Origin of the sequence: Microbacterium esteraromaticum (assembly GCF_014084045.1) — a bacterium.
GTDB lineage: Bacteria > Actinomycetota > Actinomycetes > Actinomycetales > Microbacteriaceae > Microbacterium > Microbacterium esteraromaticum_D.
On the sequence record NZ_CP043732.1, the window covers coordinates 1,078,622 to 1,092,960 of the forward strand.

13 protein-coding genes are annotated in these 14,339 nt (G+C 69.1%); 10 read left to right on the forward strand and 3 right to left on the reverse strand.

Annotation, left to right across the window (positions count from 1 at the left end; genetic code table 11):
• Positions 1-17: 17 nt before the first annotated feature.
• Genes FVO59_RS05200 through FVO59_RS05210 form a run of 3 tightly spaced genes read right to left on the reverse strand, consistent with a single transcriptional unit; the run spans position 18 to position 2,760 of the window.
• Positions 18-872 (reverse strand): metal ABC transporter permease, encoded by an 855-nt coding sequence (locus FVO59_RS05200; RefSeq protein WP_182255346.1) that lies wholly within the window; start codon positions 870-872, stop codon positions 18-20.
• A complete protein-coding gene (locus FVO59_RS05205; protein WP_182255348.1) occupies positions 869-1,720 on the reverse strand; it encodes a metal ABC transporter ATP-binding protein in 852 nt (283 codons plus the stop codon). The genes FVO59_RS05200 and FVO59_RS05205 overlap by 4 nt, the downstream gene beginning before the upstream one ends.
• On the reverse strand, positions 1,717-2,760 hold the full coding sequence (locus FVO59_RS05210) for a metal ABC transporter solute-binding protein, Zn/Mn family (protein WP_182255357.1): 1,044 nt from the start codon (positions 2,758-2,760) through the stop codon (positions 1,717-1,719). The genes FVO59_RS05205 and FVO59_RS05210 overlap by 4 nt, the downstream gene beginning before the upstream one ends.
• 143 nt (positions 2,761-2,903) lie before the next feature.
• On the opposite strand from FVO59_RS05210, the gene mshB reads away from it, so the two are divergent.
• The 10 genes from mshB to FVO59_RS05255 all read left to right on the forward strand — a co-directional run bounded on the left by mshB (position 2,904) and on the right by FVO59_RS05255 (position 14,339).
• Positions 2,904-3,803 carry an N-acetyl-1-D-myo-inositol-2-amino-2-deoxy-alpha-D-glucopyranoside deacetylase gene (gene mshB, locus FVO59_RS05215; protein ID WP_182255359.1) on the forward strand — a complete coding sequence of 300 codons (900 nt, stop codon included), beginning with the start codon at positions 2,904-2,906 and terminating at the stop codon, positions 3,801-3,803.
• Positions 3,803-4,921, forward strand: a complete 1,119-nt coding sequence (locus FVO59_RS05220) for an ROK family protein (protein WP_182255361.1) — start codon at positions 3,803-3,805, stop codon at positions 4,919-4,921. Before mshB ends, FVO59_RS05220 begins: the two co-directional genes overlap by 1 nt.
• Before the next feature lie 73 nt (positions 4,922-4,994).
• Positions 4,995-6,095, forward strand: coding sequence for an extracellular solute-binding protein (locus FVO59_RS05225; RefSeq protein ID WP_182255363.1), 1,101 nt, complete (start codon positions 4,995-4,997; stop codon positions 6,093-6,095).
• 8 nt (positions 6,096-6,103) lie between these two features.
• Positions 6,104-7,192 carry an ABC transporter ATP-binding protein gene (locus FVO59_RS05230; RefSeq protein ID WP_182255365.1) on the forward strand — a complete coding sequence of 363 codons (1,089 nt, stop codon included), beginning with the start codon at positions 6,104-6,106 and terminating at the stop codon, positions 7,190-7,192.
• On the forward strand, positions 7,189-7,713 hold the full coding sequence (locus tag FVO59_RS16385; RefSeq protein WP_259363458.1) for an ABC transporter permease: 525 nt from the start codon (positions 7,189-7,191) through the stop codon (positions 7,711-7,713). The genes FVO59_RS05230 and FVO59_RS16385 overlap by 4 nt, the downstream gene beginning before the upstream one ends.
• Before the next feature lie 2 nt (positions 7,714-7,715).
• Positions 7,716-8,930 (forward strand): ABC transporter permease, encoded by a 1,215-nt coding sequence (locus FVO59_RS05235; protein WP_259363520.1) that lies wholly within the window; start codon positions 7,716-7,718, stop codon positions 8,928-8,930.
• Positions 8,931-8,981: 51 nt separating this feature from the next.
• Positions 8,982-10,487 carry an argininosuccinate lyase gene (gene argH, locus FVO59_RS05240; protein ID WP_182255369.1) on the forward strand — a complete coding sequence of 502 codons (1,506 nt, stop codon included), beginning with the start codon at positions 8,982-8,984 and terminating at the stop codon, positions 10,485-10,487.
• A gap of 20 nt (positions 10,488-10,507) precedes the next feature.
• The gene (locus tag FVO59_RS05245; RefSeq protein ID WP_182255371.1) at positions 10,508-11,185 is read left to right on the forward strand and encodes an ROK family protein; all 678 of its coding nucleotides are present in this window, start codon (positions 10,508-10,510) and stop codon (positions 11,183-11,185) included.
• On the forward strand, positions 11,071-11,382 hold the full coding sequence (locus FVO59_RS05250) for an ROK family protein (protein WP_182255373.1): 312 nt from the start codon (positions 11,071-11,073) through the stop codon (positions 11,380-11,382). The genes FVO59_RS05245 and FVO59_RS05250 overlap by 115 nt, the downstream gene beginning before the upstream one ends.
• A 161-nt stretch (positions 11,383-11,543) precedes the next feature.
• On the forward strand, positions 11,544-14,339 hold the full coding sequence (locus FVO59_RS05255; protein WP_182255375.1) for a PIG-L family deacetylase: 2,796 nt from the start codon (positions 11,544-11,546) through the stop codon (positions 14,337-14,339).

Genomic DNA, 14,339 nt, shown 5'->3' on the forward strand with positions numbered 1-14,339 from the left:
CATGATGGCATCCCCGCTCAGACCCGGCGGACGCGCCCGCGCATCCACTGCGCGATCCAGCAGGCGGCGTAGATGAGGAACGAGATCGTGGTGATGTAGGGACTGACCGGAAGGGTGCCGGCGAGCGCGAGCAGGATGCCGCCGACGGCGGACGTGAAGCCGAACAGCGCCGCCAGAAGCGGCACGGCGATCGGCCCGGCCGACAGGCGCATCGCGGCCGCGGCCGGGGTGACCAGAAGGGCCATCACGAGCAGCGCTCCGATGATGTGCACGCTGACGGCGACGATCAGCCCGAGCAGCACCATGAAGGCGAGGCTGACGGCGCGCACCGGCACACCGCGCGCCGCGGCGGACTCGGGATCGAGAGAGTCGAAGCGCAGCGGATGCCACATGAGCAGCAGCCCGATGAGCACCACCATGCAGATGCCGATCAGCCAGCTGAGGTCGGGACTCGACACCGACACGATCTGCCCGGTCAGCAGCCCGAACCGGTTGGCCGTGCGGCCCTCCACGAGCGAGAGGAACAGGATGCCGAGGCCGAGGCCGAACGGCATGAGCACGCCCACGATCGAGTTGCGATCGCGTGCCTTCGCCCCCAGCACGCCGATGAGGATCGCGGCGACGAGCGCTCCGCCCAGCGAGCCCGCGACCACGCTGCCACCGAACAGCAGCGCCGCCGCGGCGCCCGCGAACGACAGCTCGCTGACGCCGTGCACGGCGAAGGCGAGGTCGCGCTGCAGCACGAAGACCCCGATCAGCCCGCCCACGATGCCGAGCACCGCTCCGGCGACGATCGAGTTCGACAGCAGCGCGAGCAGCTCGCCGTAGTCCTGGAACGAGAAGACGTCCCCCCAGTCGAGCAGCGGCCTCATGCGTGCGCTCCCGAATGGCCGGCGGAGGGGTCGGCGGCTTCATGGGCGTGCGCACCCTCGGCATCCGGTGCTCCGACGACGACCAGTCTGTCGCCGGCCCGCAGCACGAACACGGCGGTGCCGTAGAGCTCGGTGAGCACGCGGCTCTGCAGCACCTCGTCGGGGGTGCCGAGCACGAAGCGGCCTCCCGCGATGTACAGGATGCGGTCGACGAGCCCCAGGATCGGGTTGATGTCGTGGGTGACGAACAGCACGCCGGCGCCCTGCCGTCGCTGGCGGTCGATGATGCCGGTGATGCCGCGCTGGTTGGCGAGGTCGAGGCCAGACAGCGGCTCGTCGCAGAGCAGCAGCACGGGGTCGTCGGCGAGGGCCTGGCCGACGCGCAGACGCTGCTGCTCGCCGCCCGAGAGCAGCCCGACGGGGCGTTCGGCGTAGTGCGAGGCGCCGGCGCTCTCGAGCAGCGCGTCGACGCGGGCGCGATCGCCCCTGCGCGGGATCGGCAGGCCGAAGCGGGTGCCGTTCACGCCGAGCGCGACGAGGTCGCGGGCGCGCATGCTCGTGTCGGGCGGCAGCGGGCGCTGCTGCGGCACGTAGCCGATCCGGCGGTCACCGCGCTGCGCGGGTCGGCCGTCGACGCGGATGCTGCCGGACGAGAGGGGCTGAAGACCCAGGATGCTGCGCAGCAGGGTCGTCTTGCCGGATCCGGATGGTCCGAGCACGGCGATGAACTCGCCGTGGGCGACGTCGAGGTCGAGTCCGGACCACAGTTCGCGATCGCCGCGCTGCAGCCCCGCTCCCCTGATCGCGAGAACGGGCGCCGAATCCTGAGCGTGAAGAGGGGCCGTCATCCGCCGAGGGCGGCGGCGAGGTCGGAGATCGCGGCGCGCATCCACTCAGCGTACGACTGGTCGGCCTCGAGAAGCTCATGGAACGTGACGATCGGGATGTCGGCGGCCTTCGCGGCGTCCTCGATGCGGCTCGTCTCGCCTCCGCCGGTCTGCGCGTTGGCGAGCACAGCGGAGACCTTGCCGCCCTCGACGAGGGAGAGCGACTCGAGCAGCGTGGCCGGCGCGACCTCGTTGCCCTCCTCGACGGCTGAGGCGAAGCCCTCGGGGGCGACGTCGTCGAGGCCGGCAGCCGCGGCGAGCGCGCCGGGCAGAGGCTCGGTGATGAACACGGGCGTGCCCTCGAGCTTCTCGTGCAGCGTGTGCAGCTCGCCTTCGATGCCCTCGAGCTCTGCCGCGAGCTTCTCGGCCGATGCCGCGTACTCGGCCTTGCCTGCAGGATCGATCTCGGTGAGATCGGCGGCGATCTGCTCGACGACGTGCGAGACGGTGTGCACGTCGAACCAGACGTGCTCGTTGAAGCCCTCGATGTGGGAGTGGCCCTCGTGCTCTTCGGCATGCTCGCCCTCGGCGTGCTCGTCCGCGGAGTGCTCGTCCGCGGCGTGCTCGCCCTCGGCATGCTCACCCTCGGCGTGCTCGTCGTGATCGGCGTGGTCCTCCACGACGGCATCCGGGAAGTCGTGCGAGAACTCCGCGGCCGTGATGACCACGGCATCCGAGCCGTCGATCAGCTCCTGCATGAAGGAGTCGTACCCGCCGCCGTTCTCGATCACGAGGTCGGCCTTCTGCACGGCGAGACGGTCGCGCGCCGTGGCCTCGTAGCCGTGCGGGTCCTTCTCGGCCGAGTCGATCAGGCTGGTGACCTCGATGCGGTCGCCGCCGATCTCTGCGGCCAGCTGGCCGTAGATGTTGGTCGACGCGACGACCTGCAGCGCCCCGCCCGCATCGCCCGCGCCGGCCTCGTCGCCGGGCGCTGTCGAGCATCCCGTCAGGACGAGAGCGGAGGCGGCGGCGACAGCGAGAGCGGCAAGGCGAGTGTGCATGCGTCCACTCTAAGCGCTAATGATAACCATTCTCAACTTGAGCCCTCCGCGACTTATTTTCCGCTGTGTCGCACTTAGATTCTTGCTGCCAGAATCTAAGTCAGCCGGCACAGACGCCGGGGGCACGATCAGAGGAGACCGCCATGGCGAGCGCATCGCACATCCTTCTCACTCACGCGCATCCCGACGACGAGAGCTGCGCGACGGGAGGCACGATCGCCCGCCTGGTCGCGGAAGGCCACGGCGTCACCGTCGTCACATCCACCCGGGGTGAGCAGGGGCGGATCGCCGTGCCCGAGCTGCAGCACCTGCACGCCGACCAGGATGACGCGCTCGGCCCCGAGCGGGCGCGCGAGCTGTCCGCCGCGATCACCGCCCTCGGGGTGACCGACCACCGTTACCTCGGCGGCGAAGGCCGCTACCGCGACTCAGGACGACTCGGCATCGACGCCAACGACCGGCCCGACGCGTTCTGGCAGGCCGACCTCGACGAGGCCGGACTGCTGATGGCCGGGATCATCCGCGAGACCCGCCCGCAGGTCGTGATCACCTACGACCCGAACGGCGGCTACGGGCACCCCGACCACATCCAGACGCACCGTGTCACCATGCGCGGCCTCGAGCTCGCCGCCGACCCGGACGCCGCGCTCGATGCAGAGGCATGGGACGTGCCCCTCGTCTACTGGACTGCCGTGCCGCGCGACCTGATCGTCGAGGAGCTCACCGAGCTCGCCACGCACGCGGATGAGCTCGGGCTCTGGGTCGACCCCGACCCTGCCGCCTACCCCGACGGCGTGCATGACGACGCGGCGATCGACGTCGAGTTCGACGTCTCGCAGCACCTGACCGCGAAGACCGCGGCCCTCGCCTGTCATCGCACGCAGCTCACGGTGCGCGAGCCGTACTGGGTCCTCGCCTCGGGCCGGGGCATGCGCATCCAGGACCGGGAATGGTTCATCAGGGTCAAGGGCGGGCACCGCACCGGACCGCAATACGAGACCGAGCTTCTTCCCCGCAGGGCCGAGCAGGACGGGATCCGCTGATGTCGCGCCCCACTCTGGCCCTCGCCGACCGGCGCACGCAGCGAGCGCGCGTCGTCGGAGCCCTGCACGAGCAGCGCAAGAGCCGATCCGACCTGGTCGAGCAGTTCGGGGTGAGCTCGTCTCTCATCACCAGGCTCGTGCGCGGTCTGATCGACGACGGCATCCTGCGCGAGGTCGGTGCACAGGCCCAGGCCATCGGACGCCCTCCCGTGCGGCTCGAAGTGGTGAGAGATCACGGAGCGCTGCTCGCCGTCTCATGCACCTCCGAGGGACTCCGCGCGCGGTGCGTGAACCTTCACGGGGGCATCATCAGCGAGACGAGCGCCGACCCCGTAGGCGGGGTGGTGAGCCCCGAGTCGATCGTCGACACCATCGCGGGACTCATCGAGCGCACCCCGCGCGTGCTCGGCATCGGCGTCGCCGTACCCGGTGTGGTCGACGCCGACACCGGCGATGTGAGCGCCGCTCCCGACCTCGGCTGGACCGCCGAGGTACCGTTGCGCTCCCTGCTGCGCGAACGGTTCGGCGTGGTGGTCACGATCGACAACGACGTGAACCTGATGATGGCGTCGGAGCGCCGCAGCCTCGGTGCCAGGGCAGGCCGCAACGCCGTCTATCTCTACCTCGGGGCGCGCGGTATCGGCGCCGGAATCATCGCGGGCGGACGCCTGATCGAGGGCGACCACGGAGCCGCCGGCGAGATCGGCCTGTCGCCGCTGAGCACCAACGACCGCACAGACTTCGAGGACACCACCTCGACCCGTGCTGTCGCCGCGCGCCTCGAGGCGGCCGGCCACGAGGTCGCCGATCCCGCCATCGACCGACTCCTCGCCCTCGCCGACAGCGGCGACGACGCGGCTCGTCGCATCCGGGCCGATGTCATCGCCGCGTTCTCTCACGCCATCGCCGTGATCACCGCCCTCCTCGATCCGCACGTGATCCTGCTCGGCGGGCACGCGCGTGCGTTCCGTGAGGTCGAGCATCGCGAGATGCTCGACCCGCTTCGCGGGGAGCTTCCGTTCCTCCCCGAGGTGCGATCCGCGCAGCCGAAGCCGGACGCCGTACTGGACTCCGCGCTCAATCGCTGCTGGCAGCAGCTCCTGGCAGGAGGTCTGTGAGCAGCATCCCACCCATCCGATCCCGTATCCACCATCCCGCGGCACCCGCCGCACGACTTCGACGAGGAAGAAAATGAAGGCACACACCACCCGTCGCCGCCTCCTGGGGCTCGCGACCTTCGCCACGGCCGGCGCACTGGTCCTGAGCGGCTGCGCAGGAGACGTCGAGCCCACCGCCAGCGAGAAGCCCTCGCAGGGCAGCACCGAGCTCAAGCCCAGCGAGAGTCTGACCATCTACACCGGACGCGACAAGGACGAGGTCGCCTGGGTTGTATCCGAGTTCGAGAAGGAGCACCCCGAGTACGCGGGCAAGGTGACCACGGTCATCGCCGGCGCTCAGGAGAACCTCGACCGCATGCGCGCAGAGGCCGGCAACCCGCAGGCCGGCTTCCTCTGGGGCGGCACGCAGCAGCAGTTCGAGCAGGCGGCAGACGAAGGCCTGTTGGCAGCGTACGAGCCGAAGAACGGCGACGCCGTCGACGACAAGTACAAGGACGCCGAGGACCGCTGGATCGCCGAGATGCTGCTGCCCGAGGTCATCATCTACAACTCCGACCTGCTCGACGAGAAGTCGGCGCCGCAGGACTGGGCCGACCTCGCCGAGCCCGAGTGGAAGGACAAGATCGTCATCCGCGATGTCATGCCCTCGGGGACCATGCGCACGATCTATGCCTCGATGGTCTACTCGGCGTTCGAGAAGGACGGCAAGCCGGATGCCGGCTACGACCTGCTCAAGAAGATCGACGCCAATACCGTCTCGTACGCTGCGACGCCCGACGACATGTACACCCAGCTCGACCAGGGCACCGGGCAGGTGACCGTCTGGAACATGCAGGACGCCCTCATCCAGCCGCTCAAGAACAACCGCCCGTGGGACTACATCATGCCGGAGTCGGGTGCACCCGTGCTCGTCGACGGCGTCGCCGTGATCAAGAACGAGAAGCAGCAGGCCGCCGGCCAGGCATTCATGGACTTCCTGATGGAGCCCAAGATGCAGGCCAAGCTCGCCGCCGACTACTACCAGATCCCGGCGATGGACATCCCCGAGGCCGACCAGCCCGACTGGATGAAGGACTTCGAGCTCAACGAGATGAAGATCGACTGGGCCGTGTTCGCCGAGAACCAGGACGAGTGGATGACGTACTGGGCCGACAACATCAAGGACAAGGGCTGATCTGACACATGGTCTCAGTCACACTGCACCAGCTGCGCAAGTCGTTCGCCCGCTCGGGGACCGTCGTCGACGGCATCGACCTGACGATCGCCGACGGGGAGTTCTTCACCCTGCTCGGCCCGTCGGGATGCGGCAAGTCGACGACGCTGCGGATGATCGCCGGGTTCGAGGAGCCCGACAGCGGCACGATCCACTTCGACGACCGCGACGTGACGTATGCGCCGGCGAACAAGCGCGACGTGGGTCTGGTCTTCCAGAACTACGCGCTGTTCCCGCACATGTCGGTCACCCGCAACGTCGGATTCGGACTCGACGTGCGCAAGGTGCAGAAGGCCGAGGCCGAGCGTCGCATCCGCGACGTCCTCGCACAGGTGGGGCTCGCCGCACAGGCGGGTGCTCGCGTCGACGAGCTCTCGGGCGGGCAGCAGCAGCGTGTCGCGCTCGCCCGAGCGCTCGTCTTCCGTCCCCAGCTGCTCCTGCTGGACGAGCCGATGTCGAACCTCGACGCGAAGCTGCGCCTCGAGATGCGCGGCGCGCTGCGCGACCTGCATGCCGAGACCGGCATCACCTCCGTCTACGTCACGCACGACCAGGCCGAGGCGCTGGCCATGTCGACGCGGATCGCCGTCATGAACACCGCGATGGTGCACCAGGTCGGCACACCCGATGAGGTGTACAGCCGACCCCGCACCGCCTTCGTCGCGGGCTTCCTGGGGCGCAACAACCTGCTCGACGCCACCGTGCGTCGCGTCGACGGCCGACGAGCCGCGCTCGAGCTGACCGACGGCAGCATCCTCGAGGTGCTCGTCGACAACGCGGCGCCGGGGGTCTCCTTCGAACCCGGGTCCGCTCTCGTCGCGACCGTTCGCGCCGAGAGCGTGCGCCCGGCAGCATCCGACGAGACGCAGAACGTCGTCTCGGGAACCGTCGCCGATGTCGACTTCGTCGGCTACTCCCTCTCGTGCGAGCTCGACACCCCCGTCGGCCGCATCAAGGTCGACCTCACCGGCACGCACACGCGTCCGCAGCGCGGCGACGCGCTGCGCGTCGTGCTGCCGGCCGAGTCGGCGTACTGCGTTCCGGCGGAGCAGCGATGACCACTCTCACGAACGCGCAACGGGTCACCGGGCCCTCGAAGCGCCCACCGTGGATCCGCCGCCGCTGGTCGACTGTGCTCACCCTCGCCCTGCTGCTCATCGTGCTGCTCGGCTACGTGATCGGTCCCATGATCGCCACGGCGCGACGCAGCGTCTCGCAGGACAAGGCCGCCGTGCTCGGCTTCTCGTTCAAGGCGTGGAGCGACTTCTTCGCGAACCCCACCCAGACCTCGGCTATCGGCGGATCGATCGTGCTGTCGTTGCTGTCGGTGCTCTGCGCCGGTGTGCTCGGCACTCTCGTCGCCATCCTGCTCACCCGTTGGGACTTCCCCGGCCGCCGCATCTGCCAGGTGCTCGCGCTGCTGCCGATCGCGCTCCCCCGCTCATGGGCGTGTGGTCGTTCAAGCTGCTGTTCGGCGTCGGCGGCCGCATCCCCTACGCCATGGAGGCATGGTTCGGCCTCGACCAACAGGCGTTCTGGCTGCAGGGCCTCGGCGGAGTGCTCATCGTCCACGCCATGACGATGTACCCCTACTTCTTCCTCACCGTCTCAGCCGCGCTCGCGAACTCGGATGCCTCCCTCGAGGAGGCCGCGGCCTCGATGGGCGCGGGCAAGGCCCGCATCTGGGCCACGGTGATCCTGCCGATGCTCACCCCGGCACTCGTCGCGGGCTCGCTCATCACGTTCATGTCGGCGATGTCGTCATACACGGCTCCGCTGCTGTTCCAGTACACCGACGTCATGACGCAGCAGATCGTGATCGCCAAGACCAACGGCGACATGCGCCTGGCATCGATCATCTCGACGGCGCTCGCCATCATCTCCATCGTCTTCCTGGCGATCATCCGCTCGTACGAGCAGCGCAAGGTGTACCGCACCCAGTCCAAGGGCGGCGGGCGCAAGCGCTCCACAGTCACCTCCACCCCGGTGAAGGTGCTGCTGCTCGTCATCGCCGCGCCGACCACGCTGTTCCTCGTGCTGCCGATCGTGATGATCGCGGTGCTGTCGTTCACCGCCAAGGGCGGTTGGCTGCAGAGCGTGCTGCCCAACGGCTACACCCTGGAGTGGTGGGCTCAGCTGTTCAGCGGCGCGGAGTTCTGGCGACCTGTCACGAACTCGCTGCTGATGAGCGTGATCGCCGTCGGCGGCGCGATGATCCTCGGCGCCGGAGCGGCCTACGTCATGAGCCGCCTGCAGTTCCGGGGCAAGCTCGCCCTCGACATCGCGATCATGCTGCCCTGGGCGCTGCCGGGCACGGTCGTCGCGATCAACCTGATCACCGCATTCTCGAGCCCATCGCCCTTCGCCTTCGGGCAGGTGCTCGTGGGGACGTTCGCCATCCTTCCGCTGGCCTACTTCGTGCGGTTCAACCCGCTGATCTTCCGATCGACCTTCGCGTCGTTCTCACAGCTCGATCCGAACCTCGAGGATGCGGCGCGCAGCCTCGGAGCAACCTGGTGGTACGCGTTCCGTCGCGTCGTGCTGCCGCTGATCTCCCGCGGCATCATGGCGGGCGCACTGCTGGCGTTCGTCGATGGCGTGGGCGAGTTCGTCGCCAGCATCCTCATCTACACCCCGGCGTGGGTGCCTCTGTCGATCGCCATCAACAACGAGAACTACCAGGGCAACATCGGCACCGGATCGGTGTACGGCATGATCCAGGTCCTGCTCGTGCTCGGCGTGCTGATCGTCACGCGTCGGATGGAGGCCAGGGAGGCCACCGCCACTGCGCTCTGACCACGTCCGCCACGACCCGCATCCCCCGCCACACCACTGAAAGAAGAAGCAATGAACCGTGACGAGATCATCCAGCGCGATGGAGAGACGTTCCCGGGCGAGAGCTACACCACCGCGGTGCTGCGCCCCGCGTACGACCAGGCGAAGCGGATGCTGCTGCCGTCGATGATCCAGATCCACCGCGCGCATCTGATCATGCTGCACGGCGCCGGGATCCTGAACGACGCCGACGCCGCGACCATCGCCCGCTCGATCGACGGCCTCGATCTGGAAGCCCTCGCGGCCAGCGAGTACACCGGGCAGTTCGAGGACCTCTTCTTCACGGTCGAGCACGAGATGATGCGCATCGGAGGCGAGGTCACGGGGAGTCTGCACACCGCCCGCAGCCGCAACGACATGGGCATGACCCTGTATCGCATGGTGATGCGGCGCCAGCTGCTGCAGGTGCTGGATGCGGCCGGCGAACTCTACGAGACGCTGGTGCGCCTGGGAACCGAGCACTCCTCGACGCTGTCGCTCGAACACACCCATACCCAGCCCGCGCAGCCCTCGATCCTCGGTCACCGATTCCTGGCCATCGCCGATGTGCTCGGCCGCGATATCCGCCGCGTCCAGCAGGCGTACGAGAGCCTGGACTACTCCCCCATGGGCGGGGCCGCCCTTACCGGCACCGGGTTCGCGATCGATCGCGACCACATGGCGCGGCTGCTCGGCTTCCGCGGCCTGGTCGAGAACTCCTACGATGCCGTTGCCGCGACCGACTACATCGCGCACTCCGCAGTCGCACTGCAGCTGATGGCGATCGACACCGGACGCAGCTGCGTCGACTTCCTCACGTGGTGCACCGCCGAGTTCGGGCTGTACCGGGTTGCCGCCCCGTACGTGCAGATCTCATCGATCATGCCCCAGAAGCGCAACCCCGTGTCGATCGAGCACTCCCGGTCGCTGCTCTCTGCGGCGTCGGCCAGCGCGGCGACCGTGCTGACGATGATGCACAACACGCCGTTCGGCGACATCGTCGACACCGAGGACGATCTGCAGCCGTACGCATGGCGCGCGGTCGAGACTCTCACCGACGTGCTGCACCTGCTGAGCGGGGTGCTGGGAACCATCCAGGTGAACACCGACGTCATGCGTGAGCGCGCCCTCTCCTCGTTCGCCAATGCGACCGAGCTGGCCGACACGCTGGTGCGCGACGGCGGACTCACGTTCACGCAGGCGCACACCGTGGTGTCGCGGATCGTGCGCGAGGCGGATGCCGCCGGCGTTGTCGACGTGCGCACGATCGACCCGCAACGGGTGCACGAGGTCGTCACCGAGGTCGCCGGCAGGGACGTGTCGCTCACGCCCGAGGACTTCGCGCGCGCGCTCGACGCCGACAACTTCGTCGCGGTGCGCACCTCCACGGGAGGCGCCGCTCCCCGCGAGGTGGCCAGGATGGCGCACGCGCGCCAGCAGACCGCGGAGGAGTTCCGGCAGTGGCGGGACGACGTCCGCGCTCACCTCGACGCAGTGGCCGACGAGCTGGTCGCGGCGACCGCCGCCCTCGGCGCGTGACGCCGGCGGAGGGTGTGCGCATGAACGTCCTCGGCATCGACTTCGGCGGCACGAAGGTCGCGCTGCGAGTCGAAGGCGACGAAGGTCGCGCGGAGGAGGAGCGTCTGCGGATCGGACGGGGGGAGCCGGCAGACGCTGTCCTCGATCGCACTTTCGAGGCGTCGAGGCGCCTGATCGACCGGGTCGGCGACGTCGCCTCGGTCGGCGTCTCGACGCCTGGGATCGTGTTCGACGATCGCGTCGAGCTCGCGCCCAATGTCGATGGCTGGTCGGACCTCGACCTCGGCGAGCGCCTGCGCGCCGAGTTCGGCTCGGTGACCGTCGCGATCGAGAACGACGTCAAGGCGGCAGCCCTTGCGGAGTGCCGCGAGGGCGCGCTGCGCACCGTGCCGGTGGGTCTGTATGTGAACCTCGGCACCGGCATCGCGATCTCGCCGGTGATCGACGGGCGGCCGCTGCGCGGTGCGCACGGGGCTGCGGGCGAGGTGGGCTACGGCATCGTGGGGTGCGTGCGGCGGTGGGATGCCTCCACGCCGACGCTCGAGGAGTACGCGGGGGCAGCGGTCTCGAGCGGCGCATCGCGATGGCCGACGACGTCGCCGCCGATGACGTCGCGCAGCTGGTCGCAGCCGCCGGTTCGTCAGAGGCGGCTGCGAGGATGTGGCGGGAGGCACTCGACGAGATCGCGAGGCACCTGATCACCGCGGCGCTGACCGTCGATCCCTCGCGGATCGCCATCGGCGGCGGGATGACACGGGCCGGGAGCGCGCTCCTGGACCCTGTGTCGGCTCGTGTGAGGACGGCGCTTCCCTACGCGCCCGAGATCGTGCTGTCGCGCTTCGCCGCGGACGCATCGCTGCGCGGTGCCGTGCTGCTGGCGCGCGGCAGCGACTGACCGGAACGCGCACTTATTTTCCGACGTTGACGGCCTGTCCCCAGGCGAGTGGAATGGGTGCAGTACTTATTTCTGCACAGAAATAAAGTAACCCTCCTCCCTCTCATCGACGGCCCGGAGCGCGACATCGACGTGTGCCCGGGCGGAAGGCTGGTCCAAAGATGGACGATCGTCATACCCTCTCCGACTACACACTGACCCGCAGGGGGCTGTTCCGTGCCGGCGGCGCCCTCGGGATCGCCGCTGCCGTCACGGGCGCGCACCTCAGCGGCCTCACGCCCGCAGAGCAGGCTCTCGCGAGCGCACCCCGCGAGTCCACGAAGCTGAACGTCCTCTTCATCGGCGCCCACCCCGACGACGAGGCAGGCAATCTCGGCGTCTTCGGGCAGTGGAACGAGTACCAGGGCATGAAGGCCGGGGTCATCACGGTGACCCGCGGCGAAGGCGGCGGCAACGCCGTCGGCCTCGAGGAGGGTCCGCCACTCGGGATGCTGCGCGAAGCCGAAGAGCGCAAGGCCGTCGGCTACGCAGGCATCACGAACATCTTCAATCTCGATGGCCTCGACTTCTACTACACCGCCAGTGCTCCGCTCTCGTACCAGGTCTGGGACGGCGCAGCGGTGCTGAACCGGATCGTGCGCGTCGTACGGGCGACCCGGCCCGACGTGATCGTCACGATGAACCCCTCCGCCGTCGAGGGCAACCACGGCAACCACCAGCAGGCGGCGATGTTCGCCGTCGAGGCATACCTGGCGGCCGGCGACCCCGACCGGTACCCCGAGCACTTCGACGAGGGATTCGAGCCCTGGCAGCCGCGCCGCATCCTCCGCTCGGGGGCGAACGGCTCCGGGGCGACCGGTGAGGGCGGGGTCGCCGCCGGATTCACCCCGACCGTGGCATCCGACGTCGTTTTCGGATGCTGGAACGGAACCCCCAGCGCCCGGCACGGCAAGCGCTGGTCGGAGATGCTCGACCTCGCCCGCTGGGCCTACGTGACCCAGGGGTGGGCGGAGTTCGCCGCCGGTCCGACTGACCCGGCGAAGATCTCCAACTCCTGGTTCACCGTGATCCACTCCCGCTCACCCCTCACAGACCCCCGCTCCGGCGGCGACGCCGCCCTGCGCGGAGCCGCCCTGCCGATCGACGGAGGTCTGCCGCTCGGCACGCTCATCGATGTGCGGCCCGCCCGCTTCGAGGTCGTCGCGGGCGAGAAGAGCACCGTGCAGGTGACCGTCACCGCTCCGCCTGCGTCGCGACTCGCGGCCGGACGGCTGAGCCTGACCGTGCCAGACGGCTGGTCTGCCGGCGGCGCCGTCGACGTGCCGGCGCTGAATCGCGGCCGCTCTCACACCGCCACGTTCCAGGTGACCGCCGGATCGGGCGATGCGCCCGGGACGCAGGTACGGGTCGACGCCACGCTCTCGGCGGGCGGGGCCAGCGGCACGACATTCGCGCAGCTGCGCGTCGCCGGTGCCGTCGAGGCGACCATCCGCCCCCTCGATGAGATCCAGGAGTTCCGCTCGTGGACCGCTGGTCTCGGCATGAAGCACCTCGACGTCCTCGTGCCGGAGCTCTTCGCGATCGGGCAGGGACGCACACGCACCCTCGAGATCGTCGTCGAGAACTTCTCGTCGCAGACCCGCTCCGGCGCGGTGGCGCTGACACTGCCCACGGGCTTCACCGCCTCGCCCGCCCAGAAGTCGTACTCAGGGCTGGCGGCGGGCAAGACCACGACGGTCGCCTTCGAGGTGACGAACACCGACACGACCATCCCCACCGCCAACCGCGCTCCCAACAAGGGCAGCTGGCCGGTGACCGTCTCGGCGACGAGCGAGGCAGGAACGGCCGAGCGGGCCGTCACCATGAACCTGGTGCCGACCTACGCCGTGCAGCGAGCCTCCACCGCACCGGTCATCGACGGCATCCGCCGAGACGGCGAATACCCCGGTGAGCCGATCCCGGTCGACACCATCTGGGACGGCTCGCCCATGGGCGGCACCACTGCGTCGATCAGCGCGCAGACGTGGATCACCCACGACGACGCGAACTTCTACCTGTTCCTTTCGGTCGTCGACGACGTGCGCGGCACGATCCTGCCGGGAAGCGACAACAAGCGCCAGCGGCGCACGGACTCGGTGGAGATCTACATCGACCCTCGGGGCATTGCCGGCAACACCGCGCAGACCTTCATCGCGGGCATCATGCCCTCGATGGACTCGATGACGGGTGCCCCCGGTGTCGGCCGTGACCGCGACAACTGGCAGGGTGAAGCGTCAGTCACGGCCCCCGGCATGCAGGTCGAGGTCAAGATGGCCCCTACCGAGGCCGAGTACACCGGGTACGACATGGAGGTGAGGATCCCGTTCTCCGTCCTTCCCGACAATCTCGACCCCGAGCACGTGGGGTTCAACGTCGTCATCAACGACTCCGACACGCAGAACAAGGCAGCACAGCGGCGCGTCGGCTGGTCGACCTTCCCCGGAATGCGAGCCGACCCGTGGCGCTGGGGCATCATCACCCTTGATGGCATCCAGGATGCGGGAAGCCGTCCGAAGGAGCCGACTCTGCCAGACACCGCAGCGCGTTCGGTGTCGTCGCCGCAGTCGATCCTGCAGTCAGCGAGCGACAACGTGCCGCTCGGTGGGTTCTCCCCGACGAGCCACGAGCTCAAGGTGCTGAAGTCATCGATCTCAGCGGGCGTCGTCACGGTGGCGCTGCAATCGCCGCGCGCCGGTACCGTGCGCGTCTTCCTCTGGGACGGAACGCAGGTGGTGGGCAGCGCCGAGAAGCAGGTGCCAGCAGGGCGCACCGAGGTGCGCTTCGGCGCACGCACGGTAGCCACGGGGAGCGGCACCAGCCTCGAGGGCACGAAGGCGTCGCCGGTGCTCGCCGTATCGTTCGAGTCGAACGGCGGCGTCCACGCCACGAAGGCTCCCCTCGGCGGCCGCTCGGTCTGA